20 protein-coding genes are annotated in these 20,693 nt (G+C 55.6%); 12 read left to right on the top strand and 8 right to left on the bottom strand.

The annotated features are described in order from the left end of the window. Both VN114_RS12170 and VN114_RS12175 read right to left on the bottom strand, forming a co-directional pair. Positions 1-1,446, bottom strand: a 1,446-nt coding sequence (locus tag VN114_RS12170) for an SIR2 family protein (RefSeq protein ID WP_325515220.1), incomplete at its 3' end; no start/stop codon positions are given. Between the two features lie 156 nt (positions 1,447-1,602). Beyond that, on the bottom strand, positions 1,603-2,259 hold the full coding sequence (locus tag VN114_RS12175; RefSeq protein WP_325515222.1) for a hypothetical protein: 657 nt from the start codon (positions 2,257-2,259) through the stop codon (positions 1,603-1,605). Positions 2,260-2,757: 498 nt separating this feature from the next. Here VN114_RS12175 and msrA point away from each other — a divergent pair, with 498 nt between their 5' ends. After that, the gene (gene msrA / locus VN114_RS12180; protein ID WP_325515224.1) at positions 2,758-3,273 is read left to right on the top strand and encodes a peptide-methionine (S)-S-oxide reductase MsrA; all 516 of its coding nucleotides are present in this window, start codon (positions 2,758-2,760) and stop codon (positions 3,271-3,273) included. Between the two features lie 70 nt (positions 3,274-3,343). On the opposite strand, the gene VN114_RS12185 is transcribed toward msrA, so the two are convergent. Together VN114_RS12185 and VN114_RS12190 are read right to left on the bottom strand one after the other, a co-directional pair. Beyond that, entirely contained in the window at positions 3,344-4,336 is a 993-nt protein-coding gene (locus tag VN114_RS12185) for an MBL fold metallo-hydrolase (RefSeq protein WP_325515226.1), read from the bottom strand. 241 nt (positions 4,337-4,577) lie between these two features. After that, complete coding sequence (locus VN114_RS12190) at positions 4,578-5,420, bottom strand: oxidoreductase (protein ID WP_325515228.1); 843 nt, start codon at positions 5,418-5,420, stop codon at positions 4,578-4,580. Between the two features lie 185 nt (positions 5,421-5,605). On the opposite strand from VN114_RS12190, the gene VN114_RS12195 reads away from it, so the two are divergent. Beyond that, complete coding sequence (locus VN114_RS12195) at positions 5,606-6,556, top strand: AraC family transcriptional regulator (RefSeq protein ID WP_414694223.1); 951 nt, start codon at positions 5,606-5,608, stop codon at positions 6,554-6,556. Positions 6,557-6,627: 71 nt separating this feature from the next. On the opposite strand, the gene VN114_RS12200 is transcribed toward VN114_RS12195, so the two are convergent. After that, complete coding sequence (locus tag VN114_RS12200) at positions 6,628-7,599, bottom strand: MerR family transcriptional regulator (protein WP_325515230.1); 972 nt, start codon at positions 7,597-7,599, stop codon at positions 6,628-6,630. A 177-nt stretch (positions 7,600-7,776) separates the two neighbouring features. Here VN114_RS12200 and VN114_RS12205 point away from each other — a divergent pair, with 177 nt between their 5' ends. After that, positions 7,777-8,235, top strand: coding sequence for a fasciclin domain-containing protein (locus VN114_RS12205; RefSeq protein WP_325515232.1), 459 nt, complete (start codon positions 7,777-7,779; stop codon positions 8,233-8,235). Between the two features lie 456 nt (positions 8,236-8,691). Next, complete coding sequence (locus VN114_RS12210; RefSeq protein WP_325515234.1) at positions 8,692-9,228, top strand: pyridoxamine 5'-phosphate oxidase family protein; 537 nt, start codon at positions 8,692-8,694, stop codon at positions 9,226-9,228. A gap of 64 nt (positions 9,229-9,292) precedes the next feature. On the opposite strand, the gene VN114_RS12215 is transcribed toward VN114_RS12210, so the two are convergent. Both VN114_RS12215 and VN114_RS12220 read right to left on the bottom strand, forming a co-directional pair. Beyond that, positions 9,293-10,540, bottom strand: coding sequence for a glycosyltransferase (locus VN114_RS12215; protein ID WP_325515236.1), 1,248 nt, complete (start codon positions 10,538-10,540; stop codon positions 9,293-9,295). Positions 10,541-10,620: 80 nt separating this feature from the next. Beyond that, a complete protein-coding gene (locus VN114_RS12220) occupies positions 10,621-11,610 on the bottom strand; it encodes an NAD(P)/FAD-dependent oxidoreductase (RefSeq protein ID WP_325515238.1) in 990 nt (329 codons plus the stop codon). A gap of 490 nt (positions 11,611-12,100) precedes the next feature. Between VN114_RS12220 and VN114_RS12225 the strand changes: the two genes are divergently transcribed. The 3 genes from VN114_RS12225 to VN114_RS12235 all read left to right on the top strand — a co-directional run bounded on the left by VN114_RS12225 (position 12,101) and on the right by VN114_RS12235 (position 14,344). Further along, entirely contained in the window at positions 12,101-12,229 is a 129-nt protein-coding gene (locus VN114_RS12225; protein WP_325515239.1) for a hypothetical protein, read from the top strand. Positions 12,230-12,575: 346 nt separating this feature from the next. Beyond that, positions 12,576-13,004, top strand: coding sequence for a DUF2231 domain-containing protein (locus VN114_RS12230; RefSeq protein WP_325515240.1), 429 nt, complete (start codon positions 12,576-12,578; stop codon positions 13,002-13,004). Beyond that, on the top strand, positions 13,001-14,344 hold the full coding sequence (locus tag VN114_RS12235; RefSeq protein ID WP_325515241.1) for a sorbosone dehydrogenase family protein: 1,344 nt from the start codon (positions 13,001-13,003) through the stop codon (positions 14,342-14,344). The genes VN114_RS12230 and VN114_RS12235 overlap by 4 nt, the downstream gene beginning before the upstream one ends. 50 nt (positions 14,345-14,394) lie before the next feature. Here VN114_RS12235 and VN114_RS12240 read toward each other — a convergent pair whose 3' ends face one another. Further along, positions 14,395-16,503, bottom strand: coding sequence for a TonB-dependent receptor (locus tag VN114_RS12240; RefSeq protein WP_325515243.1), 2,109 nt, complete (start codon positions 16,501-16,503; stop codon positions 14,395-14,397). Positions 16,504-16,647: 144 nt separating this feature from the next. On the opposite strand from VN114_RS12240, the gene VN114_RS12245 reads away from it, so the two are divergent. The 5 genes from VN114_RS12245 to VN114_RS12265 form a co-directional block, all read left to right on the top strand. After that, complete coding sequence (locus VN114_RS12245; RefSeq protein ID WP_325515244.1) at positions 16,648-17,415, top strand: DUF4142 domain-containing protein; 768 nt, start codon at positions 16,648-16,650, stop codon at positions 17,413-17,415. A gap of 203 nt (positions 17,416-17,618) precedes the next feature. Next, positions 17,619-17,867, top strand: coding sequence for a DUF3297 family protein (locus tag VN114_RS12250; RefSeq protein WP_325515245.1), 249 nt, complete (start codon positions 17,619-17,621; stop codon positions 17,865-17,867). Positions 17,868-18,204: 337 nt separating this feature from the next. Next, positions 18,205-19,776, top strand: a complete 1,572-nt coding sequence (locus VN114_RS12255; RefSeq protein ID WP_325515247.1) for an amidase family protein — start codon at positions 18,205-18,207, stop codon at positions 19,774-19,776. A 12-nt stretch (positions 19,777-19,788) separates the two neighbouring features. Further along, positions 19,789-20,280 (top strand): DUF302 domain-containing protein, encoded by a 492-nt coding sequence (locus VN114_RS12260; protein WP_325515248.1) that lies wholly within the window; start codon positions 19,789-19,791, stop codon positions 20,278-20,280. A 75-nt stretch (positions 20,281-20,355) separates the two neighbouring features. After that, positions 20,356-20,693: TetR/AcrR family transcriptional regulator (locus VN114_RS12265; protein ID WP_325515249.1), on the top strand; the 338-nt coding region annotated here is incomplete at its 3' end.

Raw genomic sequence — 20,693 nt, forward strand, 5'->3', positions numbered from 1 at the left:
ATGAAAGTCTCCATATAACTTTTTGAATAGCCATTCGTTCAAGGGCGCTTTTTTATCGTTCATTCCTTCGAGATATTTCCCCCAACTTTCATTTTCGAGCCAGAAAAAAGGTGGGATAGCTTCTATCGCAAGGGTAGTTTCGTCGTGTGAGTACTCAAGTTCGTTTGTCAAGAGCGCACCGACCACATCAATGCGTTCTTGAAGAGATGCGCCGAGCATAGCCGCATAAGAAATAACCGAAACAGGATAGCCCTGGTAAGCAATCCAAAATGTACTGCCCTGTTTAGTCTGCGTTGCGTATAAGCGCTTTTGTGCCTCTGCAAGATATTCGATTGATTCGCGGTCTCCCCAGCGACCAATTTGAAAAGCTAGTGCACAAAGTGTTGCGCACATTGCGTCATAACGTTGCACTCTTGTCGTTACCGTTTCGGATGTAATGGCTTCAGATGTATTTGCGAGCTCTGCACTTTTAAGTTCCTCGCTGACACGCCGAGCCTCATCATTGACCAAGTCTGCAAGACGAATACGATATATATTTGGGTCACTAAGAAAGCGCTTGCATGCCGCAACCGCTGCTTTAGTAGATAAGGGATGACGTTGAGAGAACGCTTCTATCGCCTCAACTTTTGTTTGCAAATTTTCAAAGAAGGCATCTGCATTTGAAATTGGAACATGAATGCCACTACGGTGTTTCATCAGTGCGGATGCGCGGTCTCCAAGAGTACCTACAGCGGCAAAAAATGTCGTGTAACGTCGGTTGGTTATTCGTTCTATCGACCCACGTAGTGCATCGTCCCATTCCGCTGACCACCCACAAGCAATTAAACCAAACTCATCGAATACCCTGCTTAAATAATCGTTAAAACGATCATCGTAGGAGGCCAGTTCTTCCGGCGTATTGAGGATGCGGGTATCCAGGTAGTCTCCGTGCAGTTTAACAACGCAACAACGCATATGCGGAAGTGGCACCGCACCTTGAATCTGGTCAGCATGACTAATGACAACGGGCGCGATGCCTTCATCTTCCAAAGCACGTTCCATCAACCTGTCGAAATTGGTCGTTAAAATAACACGAATGTATCCTTTGGCAACAAGCTTAGCGATAGCGCGATGCGCTTTCGTTGGTGCTTTTAGCCCTTCCTGCTGCTCTTCGCCGTTTGGCTCAAAATACGCACGAAGAATCTGTTGTCGTTCGCTTGGTGTTTTCGCTAAAGCGTCGAGTAGTTGCGAATAGCCGGGTTGTGTCCCATATGTCTGTTCATACCAAAGAGCTGGGTCTGGTTCACAATCGGCATCTTGCGCAGCCGCCAATTTTCTAACGAGATCAAGTACCACCTCCCAGCCGGTCGGAATCCCGGCAGCGCGGGAAATACCAGAGCCAAGCAGTAAGGCATAGACACCCGGGTTGGATTGAACAGCAAATGACATGGTGATGTCTGGTGTCATTTTCAGCCTTATGCGAGTAATAAAGTCACTATATTAGCCGCAGCATATGCAACATCCAGACAGATTTGGATCCGATAGACTCATTGTGAAAACTCTTACTAACTCTCGATATGTCGACGAGCCTCCGAGATGAGCAGGCGCAGTGACGTCGACGTCTCATTCAGCGCCGTCGATATCCCCATTCGGTTCGTTACGGCGGCGACCATCCGTTGAAGGTGGATTGCGCCGACGCCGAGGCCGCGTCGATTGCAGCGGCGTTCGAAGGTATTCAACCGGAATCCAGATGATGATATTGGCAGGTTGATCTTCGGTCATCGCCGGATCTTTCGGCGCGCACTCGACACGCGAGCCGTCGACGGCATCGTTCCCGCACAAGCCGGAGCGCCGCGAGAGCAAGCCACGTATGTATTCGGCACGCAGAACAGCACCACGCTCGGCGGCACACGTGAGGCCCAGAGTTGCCGCGCTGTCGGCAGCGTCACCTTGAACACCGCCGTCCGGAAGAATCGGATTAGCGGCTGACGATCCTGTCGATCGACCGCCCCGCCCTGCGACATTGAATGGCACTGCCCGGCACGCTTGCAGATGCTCCAGCGTTGCGTCGGCGCCCTGCGGCTGCGGTGCTGGTGCGGACGGCTTCGGCTGTTGCGGCGTTTCTGCGAGATCGGTCGAAGGTAAAAGGGGATCAGGTTCAGGCTGGGCGCGCAAGAGGTTCGGAAAATCCCGGGGGGCGTCCGCCCCGACGCTGTCGCGAGGCCGTGCGTCGTTCGACACAATGTAAGGCACTGGCGACTGGGCATTGATGCGCGTCATAGGCTCCTCAACTTCCTTCGAAATGAACTATCTTTTTCAATCATTCGCCTGCGCCAACAAGAACAAGGGCGTTGCCTTCAACTCAATACGCGTTTTTTCAATTGCGCTGCGTGTTGCGTTATTGCAGAACTAGAGATTTCCACCGTGCGGTTGTTTTTCGCTTGAAGCCTGCTTACCAACTTTGCAGCACGTCGATAATCGAATCATACTGAACTTTAGGATTTGAGATTGGCACGCGCCAACTATCGCTGTTCGACCGAACAGGAAAAATTCCGGTATCTTTTCCTGTCGAAAAGGCAATTTCCCTAATCCGCGGAAATTGAAGAATCGCGCAGATATCGGCAGCGGGGCCGAGACTTTACAGTTTGACTATCGTTAGCCGGGCAGCCCTTCAAAAATATGCTTTTGCCCCCATATCCTGCACATTAGCGACATTGCCCTGTGACGACACTGGTTGCATCACGCTGCAACATCATCCACTAACCTGAAGGAAATCAAATGAGCCAAACCACCGAACGTGCTGTCTTTGCCGGCGGCTGCTTCTGGGGCATGCAGGATCTGTTGCGCAAACGTCCCGGCGTGGTGTCTTCGCATGTTGGTTATAGCGGCGGCGATGTGCCGAACGCCACGTATCGCAATCACGGTACTCACGCCGAAGCGATCGAGATCATCTTCGACCCGAGTGTGACGAGCTATCGCGAGCTGCTGGAATTCTTCTTCCAGATTCACGACCCGACGACCAAGGATCGCCAAGGCAACGATCGAGGCACCAGTTATCGATCTGCAATTTTTTATGTGAACGAAGAACAGAAACGGATCGCGGAAGACACGATCCTGGATGTGGAAGCATCGGGATTGTGGCCGGGGAAAGTGGTGACCGAGATTGCACCGGTCGGGCCGTTCTGGGCTGCCGAGCCTGAGCACCAGGATTATCTGGAGCACTATCCGAACGGCTATACCTGCCATTTCATCCGCCCGAACTGGAAACTGCCTGTCCGGTCGAAGGCGGGTTAAACCTCCGTCTGCAGCCCAAATAGAAACGCCCGCCTCCCTCCCGGAACGCGGGCGTTTTTTTCAGCTTCCCTTACTTCGTCATCAAAGGCGAATACTCCACCGGCACCCATGCATAGCCGGTCTTTTCCGCACGAACATGGCCAATGCCGGGGAACGGCAGATGCGCGCCGGCGACCCACAGCTTCTGCCTGGCGGTATCGGCAAACAGCTTCTTGCGTGTCGCGATCGCTTGCTTGTTGTCGACGTCGAACTCGATCGCCACTTCCGGATGCGTGAATTGCACGGCATGACTGTGTACGACATCGCCCCACACCAGCAATTGCTGTCCTTCCGAGCTGAACAGGTAACCGGCATGTCCTGGCGTGTGACCCGGCTCCGCGACCGACTTCACACCCGGCAGAATCTCGGCACCGCTGTCGAACTCCTTCAACTTGCCCGCCTGGACATAAGGTGCGACAGAATCCTGCGCCAGCTTGAAGAAAGGCTGCATGCCGTCAGGTGACTTGGCTTGCACATCCTTGTTCAGCCAGAAAGCGGCTTCCTGTTTGGAGACATACACCGTGGCATTCGCATAGGCAGCCTTGCCGTCGGCACCGACCAGACCGCAGGCGTGATCGCCGTGCAGGTGCGTCAGCAGAACGGTATCGATCTGCTCCGGCGCATAGCCGGCTGCATGCAGGTTGGCGCCGATGTTGCCCATCGTCGGACCGAAGCATTTCGCCGCGCCGGTATCGACCAGGATCAGGTTGTGGCCGGTGTTGAGCAGATAACCGTTGACGGCGGTCTGCACGCCTTTCGAGGTTTCGAGGAACATGCGCGCCAGCAGGCTTTGCAGGTCTTTTTCGCTGATGCCCTTGAGCAGCTTGTTGTCGAGCTTGATGTCGCCATCGTAGAGCGCAGTCACTTCGATGTCGCCGATTGCCATCCGATAGTAGCCCGGCACCTGCGACGTCTGCTTGGACGGCGGCGCGGCATAGGCCGTCAGCGGAGCGATGGCAAATGCGGAGGATGCTGCGAGCAGACCGGCGAGCAGGATGCGTTGCGTACGATTCTTCTTGTTCATGATGGGCTGAAGGAGTGAAGGGGTTTTGATCTTAGCGCAAGCCGGCAAGCGCTGCTGAGCGCCGCATGAAACCTCAATTGACGGTGCATGCAGCGCGTCGCAGTGGATATATGACATGGTGAAAAAATGCATTGCAGGGCGCGACGTGGTTGCATTGTGGTCGGCACGGCGATGGTGAAGCCGGTTCATCTCAAGCCTTGCAGAATGCAACCTGGCGCGGAGATGCTTTTCCGCTTTCCGTTCAATGACCATCCGTCGAACACGTGACATCCTTCCACGCGAATATTTCTTCGGAAAACTTATCCAGCTTTTCCTTCACCAGCGTCATTGCATCGCTGCCGAGCAGCAGATGCACAGGCGCGTTGTCCGCATTCGCGATCTGCAGCAACACCTGTGCCGCTTTGGCCGGATCGCCCAGCTGCTTGCCGCTCTTGGCCTGCCGCGCCGCGCGTACCGGATCGAACAGCGCGTCGTAATCGGCGATGCTGCGCGCCGAGCGCACCATCGACCGGCCGGCCCAGTCGGTGCGGAAAGACCCCGGCGCAACGGCAGTGACCTTGATGCCGAAACCCGCCACTTCTTTTGCCAGCGTTTCGGAAATGCCTTCGAGCGCAAACTTGCTGCCGCAGTAATAGGCAATGCCGGGCATCGTGATGAAGCCGCCCATCGACGTCATGTTGATGATGTGGCCGCTGCGACGCGCGCGCATGGACGGCAGCACGGCCTTGATCATCGCGACGGCGCCGAAGACATTGACGTCGAACTGGCGACGCATTTCTTCCAGCGGCGATTCTTCCAGCGTGCCTTCGTGACCGTAGCCGGCGTTGTTGACGAGCACGTCGATCGCGCCGACTTTGGCTGTGATCGATGCAACGGCATTGTCGATGGCATCGAACTGCGTGACGTCGAGCACCAGTGCATGTGCACGGCCTGTTGCCAAATCCTCAAATTCCGTCTTTGTCTTGTCGCTGCGGACTGTGCCGACGACAGTGTGACCGGCATCGAGTGCGGCTTGTGCGAACGCGCGGCCAAAGCCGGAGCTGACGCCGGTGATCAGAAAGTTCATCTTGCTATTTTCATTCATGTTCTTTTCCTTTTTCATGCGTGTTGTGCGGTGAATGCGATAACGATTGATGCGTAATCGCCATGACGACAGCTTACGCATCGAGGACGCTTCGCTCCATGCCGGTTCGCATGACGTTATTGCCTAAAACTATTAAAATGCGCCTTTCTTTCCTTTACGCAAAACCGCAGGTGTGGCAGGCCGACATGAAGAAGCAATCGAAAACGAATGAGGTGGTGAACCGCGCGATGGTGACGCGACTGATCGCACTCGCGCCGGAGGAAGGCTATAACCTGTCGCCATTGCCGGATGTGCGCTTTCTTCGTTCCGATCGACCGCTGGCGGAAACGCCGGTGTTGTATGAGCCGGGCATCGTGGTGGTGTGTCAGGGGCGCAAGCGCGGTTACTTTGCCGATCAGGTGTATGTCTATGACGCGCAGCATTACCTCGCGGTGTCGGTGCCGGTACCGTTCACGATGGAGATGGATGCGAGTGAGCGCGAGCCGTTTCTGGCGGTCTACTTCAGCCTGGACTTTGTGCTGGTGGCCGAGTTGTTGCTGCAACTGGAGGAGAATGCGGCGCCTGCACTGGTCGACGCGCAGACGATGTTTGCCACGCAAATGGATGAGCGCATGTCGACGTCGGTATTGCGCTTTCTCGATGCGATGGCCGATCCTCTGGAAGCGCGTGTGCTCGGTCGCACGCTGGTGAAGGAAATCTACTATCGCGTGCTGACCGGCGAGCAAGGCGGATCGATGCGCGCTGCATTGGCGAATGAAGGCCGGTTCGGCAAGGTATTCAAGGCGATCCGAAAAATCCATACCGCGTACAGCGAGAAGCTGGATGTCGACCAACTGGCCGACGAAGCCGGCATGAGCGCGCCGTCATTCCACGCACACTTCAAGAACGTGACTGCGACGTCGCCGATGCAGTACCTGAAGTCGACACGCTTGCATCGCGCACGCCTGCTGATGGCGCGCAATGGATTGACCGCAGCGGTGGCGAGCGCGCAGGTCGGTTACGAAAGCACGTCCCAGTTCAGTCGCGAATTCAAGCGCCTGTTCGGCTTGACGCCGCTGGAAGAAGTGGCACGCATGAAGCAGGCGTTTGCGCTGCCGGATGCAGACCCTGACGCCCTGTTCGTATCGTCACATTGAGTCGGGACAACGATCATCAAGGAAGTCTGGCAGCTACCCGAAAAGCCGACACGGCTTTCATGGGCAAGGCATCAATACGGCAATCCTTCTGCCTGCGCCAGTCGCGCCATCGCTTCTTCCAGAATGCCGCGTGCACGCCCTGCTGCATGCCCCAGCTCCTGATGCAATAGTGCGTCGTCTTCATTGCGAGAGGCGCATTGCGCGCTGTACCGTTCGAAGCTGCCGACCATCAGCAGGATTTCGGCCAGATGGCGCGGACATTCGCAACCGACCGAATTACGGGCAGTGGTAAAACCGGTGAGCGTGTCGTCATCGAATTGCGGTGCGCCGGGTTCTGCGCCACGCTCCGAAGCTAGTGCGACACGTTGTCCCGCCAGCACGTTGCGACACCATCCAACCAGTTCGCTCATGTCTGTCGGCACGCGCGTGACGAGGCAATTGTTCATGCGCAGCTGGCGGATAACGGCACTCGCGCAAAAGCGATACATCACGACAACGCCGCGCACGTCTGCCGCCTTGCGCGCCTGTTCGATCAGCGGCACGGCGGATTCGTCCAGTTCGGCGATTTCCACCACCAGCACTTCTGCGCCTGAATCCGGCAAGGCGGACATGGCGTCGTCCAGCGTGGCGCTGTTGCTGCGGATATCCAGCGACAGATTGGTATGGCCGGTGACGGCGAGACGCTCCTTGAGGCGCTGACCGACCAGTGCGACACGGATCGGTCCGGCACGATGCACCTGGTCCGACGCATGTGTACGTGCGAGCTCTTCCAGTTGCGCTATCTGCAAACCTGCGATCAACCCGATGCCATGCCCTTGATCGACGAGATTTTTCAGCAGGCGCAAGCGGTTGACCTGTTCCGCTGTGTACAAGCGCTGCCCACTGTCGGACCGTCCGGCCCCGGACAGTTGATAACGCCGCTCCCAGACGCGCAACGTTTCCACCGACAAACCGGCGAGACGCGCTGCCGTTCCGCTGCGATAAGCCGATCCGGAACTGTCTTTCTGAACTGGCAAACCTCTTTTACTGGCCGTATTTTTCATGTTTGAACCGATATTGAACCGATATTGTTCGATTCTACCGGTTCATTTAATGGACAACAAGGTTTATTCGACCTACATTCAATGCACGCCGTGTCCATCCTGTGCATGGCGACGACCACTACTGACCTTACGTATCAAACGAAGCAATTCACTTTTACTTTTGACTGGAGAATCAACATGAAGAAATTTTTGATCGGTACTGCTTTCGCATTGGCCGCGGGATTCAGCCACGCTGCGGATATTGTGGATACCGCCAAGTCGGCAGGTTCATTCAATACGCTGGTCACGGCAGTGCAGGCGGCCGGGCTGGTCGATACCTTGAAGGGACCTGGTCCGTTCACTGTCTTTGCGCCGACTGACGAGGCCTTTGCCAAAATCCCGAAAGCAAAACTGGATGCGCTGTTGAAAGACAAGGCCGCATTGACGAAGGTGCTGACGTATCACGTTGTACCGGGCAAGGTCATGGCAGCCGACGTCAAGGCCGGTAACGTGAAGACGGTTGAAGGCTCGAATCTGAAAGTCACCGTCGCCGGCGGCAAAGTCAAGGTCGACAACGCGAACGTCGTCAAGACGGATATCGCTGCCGACAATGGCGTGATTCACGTGATCGATACGGTCGTGATGCCGAAGATGTAATCGCGCTTGGCGTGTTTTTCGGCGGCCACATGCGACCGTCGGATAGCGACCCTCGACTTGTCGAGGGTTTTTCATTGCATGAACGGAAGGCAGGGGTCGGCGCTGTCGTGGCATCGCTCTTCCTTCTGCACAGACTTTAGTGAATGTCCAAATGTGTGATGAGCAGCATCAATGAGCTACGTCAATGCGCTGCATCAATGAAAATCGTCAGACCTTGTTGACGCATGCGCTGACAGCAAGTGCACGCAACCACCTGACGTGAAGGAACCAGATGTCAATCGCGTGGTTGAAACCACCGACAGCCATGCAGTCATGCAGTCATGTGTTAACCAGATGTGTTTTGCGTGTTAGGTAGCGCACCTCTCGATGCATGGCACGTCCGTATGATCGACATCAATCTGCATCGCCAATCGTGCGATGCCTTATCGAAACAATGAATTGTCCAAGGAGACTTTGATGGATTCGATCAATGCACATCAGCCGGAACACAATCGCGCCGATCTGGCGGACAAGGACGCGCAGCAAAAATTGAAGGAGATGGCGGAAGATGCCAAGACCTGCTTTTTTTGCACGGCATCGAGCGGCGGCGGCTCGCAGGGCATGCGACCGATGTCGACGCTGCAAGTCGATGATCAGGGCAACTTGTGGTTTCTCAGTGCAAGCGACAGCCGGAAGAATGCCGAAATTGCGGCGAACGCTGCGGTGAAGCTGCTCTTCCAAGGCAGCAAGCATTCGGAATTCCTGACACTGGACGGCGTCGCCACCGTGTCACGCGACAAGGCAAAGATCAAGGAGTTGTGGGGATTTTTGTTGAAGACGTGGTTCACCGAAGGCGAGAACGATCCGCGCATCACGGTGATCAAGGTAACGCCGATCGGCGGCTATTACTGGGATACCAAACACGGCAGCGCCGTGGCGGGAATCAAGATGGTCATCGGCGCAACGATCGGCAAGACGCTGGACGATTCGATCGAAGGCACACTCAAGCCGTAAGCGCGATTGCCGGCGTCGCGTGGATTGTCTTCGCGCGACGCCGGCTTGCTTGCTGCGCGTTGCTTCAACGACCGAATCGCTCTTCAATCAACGTAATCGCACGCGCCACACCGTCGACTTCCTGCTGCATGCTGCGACCGATTTCAATCGCCCGTTGCTGCATTGCGCTCGACTGCAGTGTGGTCCGGATTGCCTGCGCAAGTCGATCTGGCGTCACCGTATTGCGATGCAGGACATCGCCTGCCACGCCAGCCCGCCGCAGTTCATCGCCCCAGAATTGCTGATCGAACGCGTGCTCGATCACGATGGAAGGCCTCCCGGATCGCGCAGATGAATGTGACGTACCCGCGCCGCCGTGATGCACGATAGCCGCGCAATGCGGGAATACCTGCGCGTGCGGCGCACGACCGCAACGGAAGATATCCGGCGACGTCTTGCCCGGCCAGTCGGACTGGATGACGGCACGACAGCCTGCCAAGGCGACGGCTTCCGCCATCAGCGTATCGAACAGTTCGGTCTGAAATTGTGCGAGTGAACCGAATGTCATGTAGACCGGCGGCGCTCCGGCTTGCAGAAAATCCTGCAAACCCGGCGGCAACGGAATCGGATGATCGTCCTGCGGATAATGCAGGTCGCCGCAGAACTGGATATGGTCGCTCCAATCGCTACGTCGCGGGCTTAATGTCGGGCTGGACGCTATCAACGTCAATTCATCAGAGACATACAACTGGTTTTGCACGCTTGTCAGCGGCGGCAATTCTTCGCGCTGGCGCAATGCTTCGGCATGCGTGAACATTTTCTTGCGGCCGATGTAGTCGCCCAGCTTCCAGGTCAGGCTGTTGATGAATCGCCCGAGGTTGGGGCCGAACAAGGGAATTTCGCTGGTGCGCACCGCCAGCGGCGCCAGTGCGACGGAGACACGCGGACGGCCACTGATCTCTGCCGCTGTCAGCAGCGTGTGATTGACCATGTGGCCGATGACGATGTCGGTGCCCGCACACAGCGCCTGCGACGCGGCATACATCGCCTCCAGCGCCGGATCGAAGTATTGCTGCATCACCAGCACGAACTGTTTCATCGGATCGTTGGTGCGCACGATCTCTTCGAGTACGGCGTTAGGGCCGCTCGCAAAGTCGCCATACGCGCGCACGGCGACAAAACCGCCGGCAGCGGCATAGTCGGCGTAATCCTTGTTGTCGACGCTGGTGTAGGCAATCGTGACCTGATGACCCGCTTGTTGCAATCCATGCGCCAGCGCCATGAACGGCAGAATGTCGCCGTCGCTTCCCCAGGTCTGCATACCGATCTTCATTGGAATCTCCTCACGATGGCGGGAAACGATCGCGCGTCATCGACTGAAACAGGACATAGCAGACGTCAGAACAAGTGCTGTCATGGAACCGTATGCCAGGTGCTTAAACGGTTATGAATCGCGGTTGCTGCAACGGCAGCCTGCCCCATTGCGACCACGATCTGGTTGAGTCCCACGACAATGTCTCCTGCAGCGTAGAGGCCGGAGACAGACGTCTGCATATGCGCATCCACGTCGACCTTGCCTTCTTCATTCAACGTGGCGCCGAGCTGGCTTGCGAGTTCGGAATTCACCTTGGTTCCGAGCGCGCTGTACATCACATCAAACGACTCTACGTCCCCCGTCTGAAAACGAACGACGATGTTTTTTTCGCGCTCCTGATAGCGGATATCGGCCACGGGGGCATCAAACAGACGGATGCCCGCCTTTTTTAATTTTTCATGTTCCTGCGTTGTCAGTTCGCTTTCCATCCCCAGCGTCAGCAGGCTGACATACGGCGTGTAATGACGGACGAATAACGCTTCAGCAAAGCCCCCTTTTCCCATTCCCAGGATGACGGTTTTTTTGTCGACCGCTTCGTAACCGTCACAGATCGGGCAATACCTGAGTATGCTGTCGTTCAACGCCTGCTTTACGCCGTCAAATCGAGGTTCGACGTCTACCACGCCGGTGCATAACAACACGGTGCGTGTGCGCAACCGGTTCCCGCCTTTGGTTGCGACGAGAAAATCATCGTCGGGTCTCTTTTTAATTTCCACGACGTGGTCGTTGATAACGGGCACGTTGTAAAGCGCGACCTGACTCCGCATGTAGTACAGCGCGTCCTCTCCATGCATTCCTTCGGGCACGCCCGGATAGTTATGCGATTTTGGAATCCAGCCCAGTCGCGGATTGCCGCCATCGATGATCTGCACGCGCCTGAGATAACGTGCCATGTAGGTGGCAGCCGTCAAGCCGGCCGGGCCTCCGCCGATAATGAGGCAATCGAGGTTATCTGACGCATAATCGGACGCCGAACCGGATGCCGAAGCGGACGCGTAACCAGATGAGTAACCGGATGCGATCGTCATGATCTGTTTGCTACGCAAGGAGTACGGCGCATCGGGTTCTGCATTGCGTTCTGCATCGTGACCCGGACACACAGCCGTTCCGGCAATCCGACGAGAACACGATCAGCATTTTGATGGTCAGGCTGTTTTGAAAATCTTGTTGTGGCCTTCATGGCATCTCTATTTGCAAAGGTTGACGCACGCATGCACGAATGCATGTGCATTGTGCTTGCTGCCATCGGAACAACGTATCGGTCTAGGCCGCGTCCTTCTGTAAGAAAATACCGGGTGAAGACACGACTGCAAAGACCCAACTGGACGACTTTTTTGTCCGGAATTCGACCTAAATGTCGATTGAAAAGGCACTTTGATCGTCTGTAAACAGTATCGCAGCCGGTCAAAGATATAAGCTGCGCGAATGACATATATCAGATAAGGAAATTGGATTTATATCTCTACCGGCCGCACTATGTAGTTACTCCAAAAGAGTTCACTACGAAAGGAAGTCACAATGTCACAAGCATTCACCAAAGCAGTACCAGCAAAAGCTTCTGAAGCAACCCGTGCCGCACTGATCGCCAAACTGTGCGAAACACGCGGAGCGAAGTATCAGAGCCTGAAGCGTTACCGCAGCCTGTAATCGACTGCGAGGTCGGATAGCCGACCACCTACGAAGATCCCCGCCATAGCGGGGATTTTGTTTATGTGCGACAGCAAGATGCGCCCGACCGCATACAGCGCGTTTCGGTCGAGCGTGCCAAACAGGCCTTGACCACGCTGCACTTCTGCCGCTCTGCCACTTACCCTTCCATTCTGTTTGTCACATCACACAGGTGTGCAGACGCACCGATACTTTCGCAGCGTTACGTTGATTCCGCGACATCCGTGGAACCTCGTCGAGAAGACGAAGTCGTAACACAAAGTAACTGGTGCTTGCGAGGCCGCTCCGTTTGAATTCTTGCCCACCTGCAATGAGGAGACACGCTGTGACTGTCACTGACGACTCGATATACAGAAGCCGGCTTCATCCGATTCATGCAGTTTTTCTTTCAGGTACGATTCCTCTCTTTCTCGGGAGCGTACTTGCCGACTACGCGTATTTTTCCAGTTACCAGATACAGTGGAGCGACTTCGCTTCGTGGCTGACCGCAGGCGGACTTGTCTTCGGCGGCTTTGCATTGATCTGGTCGATCGTCAGTTTGATTGCGGCCGATCGCCGTACCACGCATGCATTCCTGTACACCTTCTTTCTGTTGGCGACCTGGGTCATCGGCTTTATCAATTCGCTCACCCACGCCAAGGACGCTTGGGCAGTCATGCCCATGGGCCTCGTTCTGTCGGTGATCGTTTTCGTGCTCGCCTGCATAGCGACCTGCATAGGCCTGGCCAGATTCGGTGAGGGGGACGCACGATGAAACGCTTATCCAATTATTTATCCGGTACCCGTCGCCATGCGATCCTGCTGGCGCCTGTCACGCTCGCATTGTTGCTGAGCGCCTGCGGTGAAAAAGGTCAGGACGTCGAGCAACACGGGCCGGAGCCGACGCTTCCCGAACCGCAACGCGGACTGCTGCCGACGATGAAGATCGCGGAGCCTGCGCCGTGGGGCGATCAACATCCGACGGTGCCTGAAGGTTACTCAATCACGGCGATCGCCACCGATCTCAAGATTCCTCGCCAGACGCTGGTTCTCCCCAATGGCGACATCCTGGTTGCAGAAGGTAAAGGCGGCAATGCATCGCCGACCAAACCGAAGGACGTGATTGCCGGATACATCAAGTCCAAGGGAACGACACCCGTCAAGGGCGGTAACCGCCTGACCTTGTTGCGCGATGCCGATGGCGACGGCAAGTACGAGATGAAGACGGTCTTCGCCGATAAACTCGATGCGCCTTACGGACTTGCGCTGGTCGGCGACAAGCTGTACGTCGCCAACCAGGATGCGCTGGTGCGCTTCAATTATCGCGTTGGCCAGACGCAGGCGAGCGAGCCGCCGGTCAAGGTGACGGACCTGCCGTCGAAGATCAATCATCACTGGACCAAGTCGCTGGCGGCAAGTGCGGACGGACGTTTGCTCTATGTCGGCATCGGCTCCAACAGCAACATTACCGAGCGCGGCATGGTGGCGGAAGTCGACCGTGCGATGGTCTGGGAAGTGAACGCCGAAAACGGCGCACACCGGCCTTATGCAACCGGCTTGCGCAATCCGACCGCACTCACGATCCAGCCGCGATCAGGCCAGTTGTGGGCGGTCGTGAACGAGCGTGACGAGATCGGGCCGAACCTTGTGCCGGACTATCTGACGTCGGTGAAGGACGGCGCGTTCTATGGCTGGCCTTACAGCTACTGGGGCCAGAATGTGGATGATCGCGTGCGACCGCAGGATCCGGATAAGGTGGCCTCCGCAATCAAGCCTGATTACGCACTGGGATCGCACGTCGCTGCGCTCGGCGTCGATTTCTCCGAACCTGCAATGGGTGCACAGTTTGCAGAGGGTGTCTTCATCGGCGAACACGGCAGCTGGAACCGTGCGACGCCTGCCGGCTACAAAGTGGTGTTCGTGCCGTTCCGCGACGGTCGCCCGAGTGGAAAACCGATTGATTTCGTCACAGGCTTTTTCGGTGCCGACGGCAAGACACGCGGTCGACCGGTCGGCGTGACGGTTGATCCTCGCGGCGCACTGATTGTTGCGGACGATCTGTCGAATACGATCTGGCGCGTGACGCCGAACAAGGCTGCCCAGACTGCTCGATAAATTCCTGGCCGGTAAATTTCCGAGGGCGGAAGGGGGAAGGCGGATGCAGATCAGAACTGCGTCCGCATCCCGACGTAGAGGCGACGCCCCGGTGCCGGTTCGAAAAATCGCTGGTTGCCGTCATTGACCACCACCGATCCCGCATACGCGCGGTCGAATACATTGTCGATGCGACCGAACAGCATCGTCTTCGCGGAACCGACATTGAACTCGTACCCGGCCCGCAGATTGAATACCGCGTAGCCGCCTGCAGCATCGCTGTTGATGTCATCGACATAGGACTTGCTTTCGGCGCGCATCTCCACTGCCGTCGTCACGGCGTTTTGCCAGCGGTATTGCAGTTCGGTATACAGGCTGTGTTCCGGCGTGCCGGGCAGGCGATTGCCCGAATCGATCGTGCGCGTGTTGCTGGTGAATGACTCGCTGAATCGCGCGTCCAGCCATGTGTAGGCGACGCTGGTCGAGAGCTGACTGTTCCAGTTGCCGTGCCATGACGCTTCGACACCACGGCGCTCGACGCCGTCGACGTTCTGGAATGTAGATCGGCCACCCTCTGCCTCATCCTGCACGATTTCATTCTTGCTGCGTGAATTGAAGACGGCAAAATCCAGTTCGTGCCGCCCGCTTCTGATCTTTGCGCCAATCTCCGATTGCACGCTGGTCGATGCGCGCAAACCGAGGTTCGGCCCGGTTGCGTTATTACGGTAGGCTGATTCGGCCAGAGTCGGCGTTTCGAATCCCTTGCCGACATTGGCGTAGAGATTGACGTTGTCGCTCGCTCTCCATGCCAGTCCGACGACCGGGCTGGTCTGCCTGTATTCGACGCTGCCGCTGTCGTCGGGGTTGTTCAAAGGCACGATGAAATCGTCGTCGACCGACAGCTTGACGCGACTCGTGCGCACGCCGGCGGTGGCGCGCCATTGCGGCGCAAAGGTCCAGTCGATCTGGGCGAACACATCGGTGTTTCTGGCGTGATCGTTTTCATCGCGGCGCAACGCGCCCGGCGTGCCGCCATCGTTGACAAAACCCTGGCGGCGTTCACTCAAAGAGTCAGCTTCCACGCCGACGGTCCAGTTCAGCGGCAAGCCGTTTGCTTGCGTCTCGTGCGTCCAGTTCAAACCGACGCCACCGTAGCCGCGGTCCAGATCGATCACGCCTCCCGCCTGAACCCCCGCGTCGCCGGGAAACGAAAGCGTCTGGAACACCTTGCGCGTACCGCCATACACGCGCGCATTCAACATGTCGCTGGCGCTCAAACGTTGTTCGAGCACAAGGCCGATCTGCTGCTGCGAAATTGTCTTGCGCGTATCGAAAGTAATGGCACCGGGGACAACCTGACGTGGATCGCGCTCGAAATCGGCACGTGAAAGCCCGAGCGGATCCTGCGACAAGGGTTGATCGAAACTGTTGAGGATGGCAGTGATTTTGGTGTCGCTGGACGGCCGTGCCACGACCTTGGCGTTAATGGTCGTGCGCCGCGCCGCGCTGTGATCGCGGTAACCGTCAGTCGAATATTGGCTGACGTCGATGACACCTCCCAGTGTGTCGTTGCCGCCGCCCGCGGAGAGGCCATAGAGTTGCTGATTGTCGGAACCGAGTCCCAGCGACAGCGAGGCTTCCGGTTTCGTCGGCGGCTCTCTGGTAAAAACCTGCAACACACCGCCGGCAGAGTTGCCGTACAACTGCGCCATCGGGCCGCGCAATACTTCGATACGGCTCGCCGATGCCAGGCTGGCGCTGGACGCCTGCCCCTGCCCGTCCGGCATGGTCGCCGGGATTCCGTCGATCAGGATGCGCACGCCACGGACACCAAAGGTGGAACGCGTACCGAAACCGCGTACCGAAATCTGCAAATCCTGTGCGTAATTCTGCCGCTCTCGCACCTGCACGCCCGGCACGGTACCCAACAGTTCCGACATGTTGACCAGCGGCGATTGCACGGTGAAGCCATCGACCTGCACGACATCGATCGCGGCAGGCGCATCGAATCGATCCTGTTCAGAGCGACTCGCGCTGACGACGATTTCAGGCAGTGCCTGTGGCGATGCCGCTTCCTGCGCCTGCGCATGGGTGGCAAGCAGCGACGCAATCATCGACAACATCGTCGATGACCACGGATTGAGAAAAGGAACACCGAACACAACACGATAATTTTTCATGTGCGACCAGGTCAATGGATCAATGGATCAATGGGGCAAAGGGTCGATGAAGCGGAAGAATTAAATCCCGCAATATGACTGTCGGTTCCGCATTTAAGTTCGTGACATCAGGAGCAACAGATCTCGCGAGGTAGTGAACGGACTTTGTTTGCAAGTCTGCTTTACGCTCCAGTGCCGGGCGGGTTCCATGCCGCTTGCAGGCTGAAACATGTTTCCCCCTTCGATCTGTATGTTTGTCACCGCACAGAACTGTCCACGCAATCTAACCAAACTTGTGTCACACAGGATCGAGAATCCGTTTCTTCCCTGCTGGACATTTTTACCGACAACATAAAATTCCCCGGAGAACACATGAAACCCACTTTTAAACAAGCATCCCTGGCGGCCTTGATGGCATTGGCATTTTCCACCCCTGGCGCATATGCGCAGAGTGGCTCCATGGCCAGCGATCATTCGGCAAAAAGTAGTGCCAAAAGCGAAGTGCCGGCTGCGGATCAACAAATGATGAAGAAGCTGGCACAGGCAAATATCGCCGAAATTGCCACTGCCGAACTGGCGCAAAAGAAATCCCAGAACGAGCAGGTCCTGAAATTTGCAAAGCAAATGATCGATGACCATACGGCGGCGCAAAAGGATCTTGCCAAGCTGGCAGAGGACAAGCACGTCGCCTTGCCAAAGGAAACCGACGACAAGCATAAGGCCGCGCTGAAAAAGCTCGACACAAAAAATGGCGCCGAATTTGATCGCGAATATATTTCGATGGCAGCAATGGCGGACCATCAGGATGCAGTCAAGCTGGTCGGCAAAATTGCAAGCGACGCAAAAGACCCCGACTTCAAGGCACTGGGAAAGAAACTGTTACCGACGATCGAAAACCATTTGAAGATGGCGAAAGAACTGAAGGCTTCCTGACCTTGCTGAACTGACGTTGGAGAATGCAGGGCCTTGTCGCGGGGCCCTGCATTTTTTTTATTCGGCGAACAAGTTTGCTGCGCGTTCAATCAAACGTGCCACGCGTCACAGAATGTTGAAAACAACCGACAAGAACCGGTCGTCGTTCGACGAAACCAGGCAAAAATTTGTTCTGGTTAATTTTATGGTTGATAATTGTCGCCATGAACGATACCGCACACCTCCCCGCATTCCCCGACCGCCTCTCCATCGACCCTCGCAGCCCGTACTTCAACGCTGCCATATTCGAGCACAATGTCGGCATCAGGCTTAACGATAAGGAACGCTCCGATGTCGAGGAATATTGCATCAGCGAAGGATGGGTCAAAGTCCCCGCAGGAAAAGCCCTGGATCGCAAGGGCAATCCCTTGATGACCAAATTAAAAGGCAAGGTCGAACCGTTTTATCGATAACGCATGTTTTAGGTCGATAGCGGGATCGCGTGCTTTCGGCATTGCCTGTTCGCTGTTCATCACCACTATTGGCCGATAGCGAATTGATTGCTTCGATCCTGAGCAGACAACCAAACCCGAATATATTTGTTTGTCTAGCGCTCGAAGTCACAGAAAATTGCAATAACGTCACCAAGTTCCAAACACCCCTCGTCGCGACCGGCACATCCTTTGAGACGATGACCTTGTTTTTTGCGCTCTTTTAAATTATGATCGTAATACAGTATTACATTCGTAATGCAAAGAATGTCTGAAGGAGCATAACGATGAACCGCAAATGGACCATGCGAGGCCTCACATGAAGCGTCGCGATGTCATGAAGCAAATGGCTTCTCTAGCCATAACCCCGTTGCTGCCAAAAATCGCTATGGCACGTCCGGAAACACCTGGCCCTGTTGGAAATGTGAGAAATAACATGCAAGAACAACCTGAAATTTCGAAAAAAACTGCTGCCGAAGACCTCACGGCACTTGGTGTCGCTGCCGCCGCTGAAGCTATTCGCAATGGCGAAATATCATCCGAGTCGTATGCTAACGCGCTGTTGCAGAAGGCCCGGGCTCATTCCGGACTGGATGCTTTTATTACGATAGATGAGCCAGCGGTGTTGCAAGCAGCCAGAGCCGCAGACAAGGCGCGTGCTGCAGGTGCAACGGCTCCCTTGCTCGGCGTTCCAATCGGGATCAAGGACAGCTATCTGACGAAAGGACTCCGCACGACATTCGGGATCTCCAATCTGAAAAACTTTGTGCCGGATCATGATGCCGGGAGCGTGAAGCAAATCAAAGGTGCAGGCGGAATTGTCTTTGGCAAAAATAATTTGGTTGAAATGTCCTACGGTTTGACCGGCAACAATAAAGCATTTGGCCAAGTGAAGAATCCACATGACCAAAAACATGTCACGGGTGGATCATCCAGTGGTTCGGGTGCTTCCGTGGCAGCGCGCCTCGTGCCAGCTTCGTTAGGTGGCGACACCATAGGCTCGATACGTGTACCTGCATCGCTTTGCGGTGTAGTGGGCTTCAAGCCGACGACAGGAAGGTGGCCACGGGAAGGCGTCGCTCCGATTTCCCATACTCTTGATACGACAGGCGTGTTTGCGCGCAGTGTAGAAGACTGCATGCTGATCGACCAAGTCGTGACCGGGGAAACCAAAACAGACAATTCCAGCCAGTCCGACTTGAAAGGCGTAAAGCTAGCCTACGCGCCGCGCCAATATCTTGAGCTTGTCGACCCCGAGGTCGAGGCGCAATTCAAAGACGCCATTTACCGTTTGCGCGAAGCTGGTGCGGAGATCGTCGAAATCGACCTCGGAAAAGATTTCTCTTCGCTGGCTCTGACAACGACCTGGGATATTTTCTTCCGCGAAACGAAAGAAGCCCTTGAGCACTTCCTTCTCGAAAACAAGGTCCCGGTCACCTTCGACGAAATATATAGCGGACTGAAGCCTGAACTTAAAGAAGCGTGGGGTCACTTTGCCTTGCCGAGCGGCGCAGGATACATCTCCGACCAAACATACAAAAATGACCTGACAGTTGCACGCGCTGAAATCATGCGTCGCTACGACAAAGCATTTGTAGCTCATGGTGCTCAAGCATTGCTCTTGCCAACGACACCGACTACGGCGCCTTTGATTGACCGCCAGGACAAATTCTTCATCGCGGGTCAGGAAGTGAGCTACATGGCTCTTGCCAACAACACGATTCCAGCAAGTTCAGTGGGTCTTCCAGGTATCAGCATTCCTATTGGGCTGGCTCGCAACAAATTGCCAATAGGTCTTGAAATCGACGGCTCACTTGGTCAAGACAGATTGCTCCTCAGCGTCGCTCGCCGTGTGGAATCCGTGGTTGGCGCGTTGTCATCCCCTATTTAAAGAGGCCTCATAATGACTAATACAACTCATGAAACAAACACGATTTCGGTCGAACACGTAACGATCCGCTCGGAAAACTCGTTTGATATTGTCAAAGCCAAGCTGGAAAACTCGGTTCCGCGGATTGACGATGGCATCTTCACGCTTTTGAGATACGGCGAAAGCGTGCGTGCATTGAAAGAATTGGAAGCTTTACCGCCGCTCTCAATCTTCGGATTCCGAGACCACGGTGCGGCATTGACTGTAGCGGGTCTGAAACGTCGCGCAATACAATACGACATCGGCAATCCACTGACCGCGACTAAAATGACGCGGCATCAGTTGTCTGCAGCACTCTATGCACCCATTCGCGTACTACTGCGTGAAGATGTAAATGGCGAAGTCGGCTTCGAATTTGACCGTCCTGTTTCTACTTTCGGCCAATTTGGAAACAGCCAAGTCGATAACATCGCACGCCAACTTGATAAAGACTTGCAAGCTGCGTTGGATGCAGCCGCGTTGTAAAGTAACGTAAAAATAGGATGCGGCGGCTTTTTAGCTGCTGCATCAGGTTTAAATAACCAATGAAAGGCTGGATCAATGCGTTTCGAGAAGGGCCACAAAGAAATCACGCGGAAGCGCATCGTTGACACTGCTTCACGGCGTTTTAGGAAAGACGGCGTTGCTGCCTCAGGTCTGGCTGGCATCATGGCCGATTCGGGATTAACGAACGGGGCCTTTTACGCTCATTTCGACTCGAAGGAGGATTTGGTACGGGAGGCCCTCTCAAGTGCACTAACCGGTCAACTCGCACAATTGGAGCAAGCACGGGAGGACGCGATTGATATTGAAGGCGCCATTCGACGATATCTGAACGTATCCCATCTCAATGGATGCGAAGAAGGATGTCCGTCCGCCGCTTTATTGCCTGAAATAAG

The sequence above is a fragment of the Oxalicibacterium sp. genome (assembly GCF_035565035.1).
GTDB lineage: Bacteria > Pseudomonadota > Gammaproteobacteria > Burkholderiales > Burkholderiaceae_D > Oxalicibacterium.

What these genes read in the sequence shown, in the direction of transcription:
- VN114_RS12210 (WP_325515234.1), top strand. Translation starts at nt 8,692, where the DNA reads ATGGATTCGATCAATGCACATCAGCCGGAACACAATCGCGCCGATCTG.
- VN114_RS12220 (WP_325515238.1), bottom strand. Translation starts at nt 11,610, where the DNA reads ATGACGATCGCATCCGGTTACTCATCTGGTTACGCGTCCGCTTCGGCA.
- VN114_RS12215 (WP_325515236.1), bottom strand. Translation starts at nt 10,540, where the DNA reads ATGAAGATCGGTATGCAGACCTGGGGAAGCGACGGCGACATTCTGCCG.
- VN114_RS12250 (WP_325515245.1), top strand. Translation starts at nt 17,619, where the DNA reads ATGAACGATACCGCACACCTCCCCGCATTCCCCGACCGCCTCTCCATC.
- VN114_RS12185 (WP_325515226.1), bottom strand. Translation starts at nt 4,336, where the DNA reads ATGAACAAGAAGAATCGTACGCAACGCATCCTGCTCGCCGGTCTGCTC.
- VN114_RS12235 (WP_325515241.1), top strand. Translation starts at nt 13,001, where the DNA reads ATGAAACGCTTATCCAATTATTTATCCGGTACCCGTCGCCATGCGATC.
- VN114_RS12260 (WP_325515248.1), top strand. Translation starts at nt 19,789, where the DNA reads ATGACTAATACAACTCATGAAACAAACACGATTTCGGTCGAACACGTA.
- msrA (WP_325515224.1), top strand. Translation starts at nt 2,758, where the DNA reads ATGAGCCAAACCACCGAACGTGCTGTCTTTGCCGGCGGCTGCTTCTGG.
- VN114_RS12175 (WP_325515222.1), bottom strand. Translation starts at nt 2,259, where the DNA reads ATGACGCGCATCAATGCCCAGTCGCCAGTGCCTTACATTGTGTCGAAC.
- VN114_RS12195 (WP_414694223.1), top strand. Translation starts at nt 5,606, where the DNA reads ATGAAGAAGCAATCGAAAACGAATGAGGTGGTGAACCGCGCGATGGTG.
- VN114_RS12205 (WP_325515232.1), top strand. Translation starts at nt 7,777, where the DNA reads ATGAAGAAATTTTTGATCGGTACTGCTTTCGCATTGGCCGCGGGATTC.
- VN114_RS12255 (WP_325515247.1), top strand. Translation starts at nt 18,205, where the DNA reads ATGAAGCGTCGCGATGTCATGAAGCAAATGGCTTCTCTAGCCATAACC.
- VN114_RS12225 (WP_325515239.1), top strand. Translation starts at nt 12,101, where the DNA reads ATGTCACAAGCATTCACCAAAGCAGTACCAGCAAAAGCTTCTGAAGCA.
- VN114_RS12200 (WP_325515230.1), bottom strand. Translation starts at nt 7,599, where the DNA reads ATGAAAAATACGGCCAGTAAAAGAGGTTTGCCAGTTCAGAAAGACAGT.
- VN114_RS12190 (WP_325515228.1), bottom strand. Translation starts at nt 5,420, where the DNA reads ATGAATGAAAATAGCAAGATGAACTTTCTGATCACCGGCGTCAGCTCC.
- VN114_RS12240 (WP_325515243.1), bottom strand. Translation starts at nt 16,503, where the DNA reads ATGAAAAATTATCGTGTTGTGTTCGGTGTTCCTTTTCTCAATCCGTGG.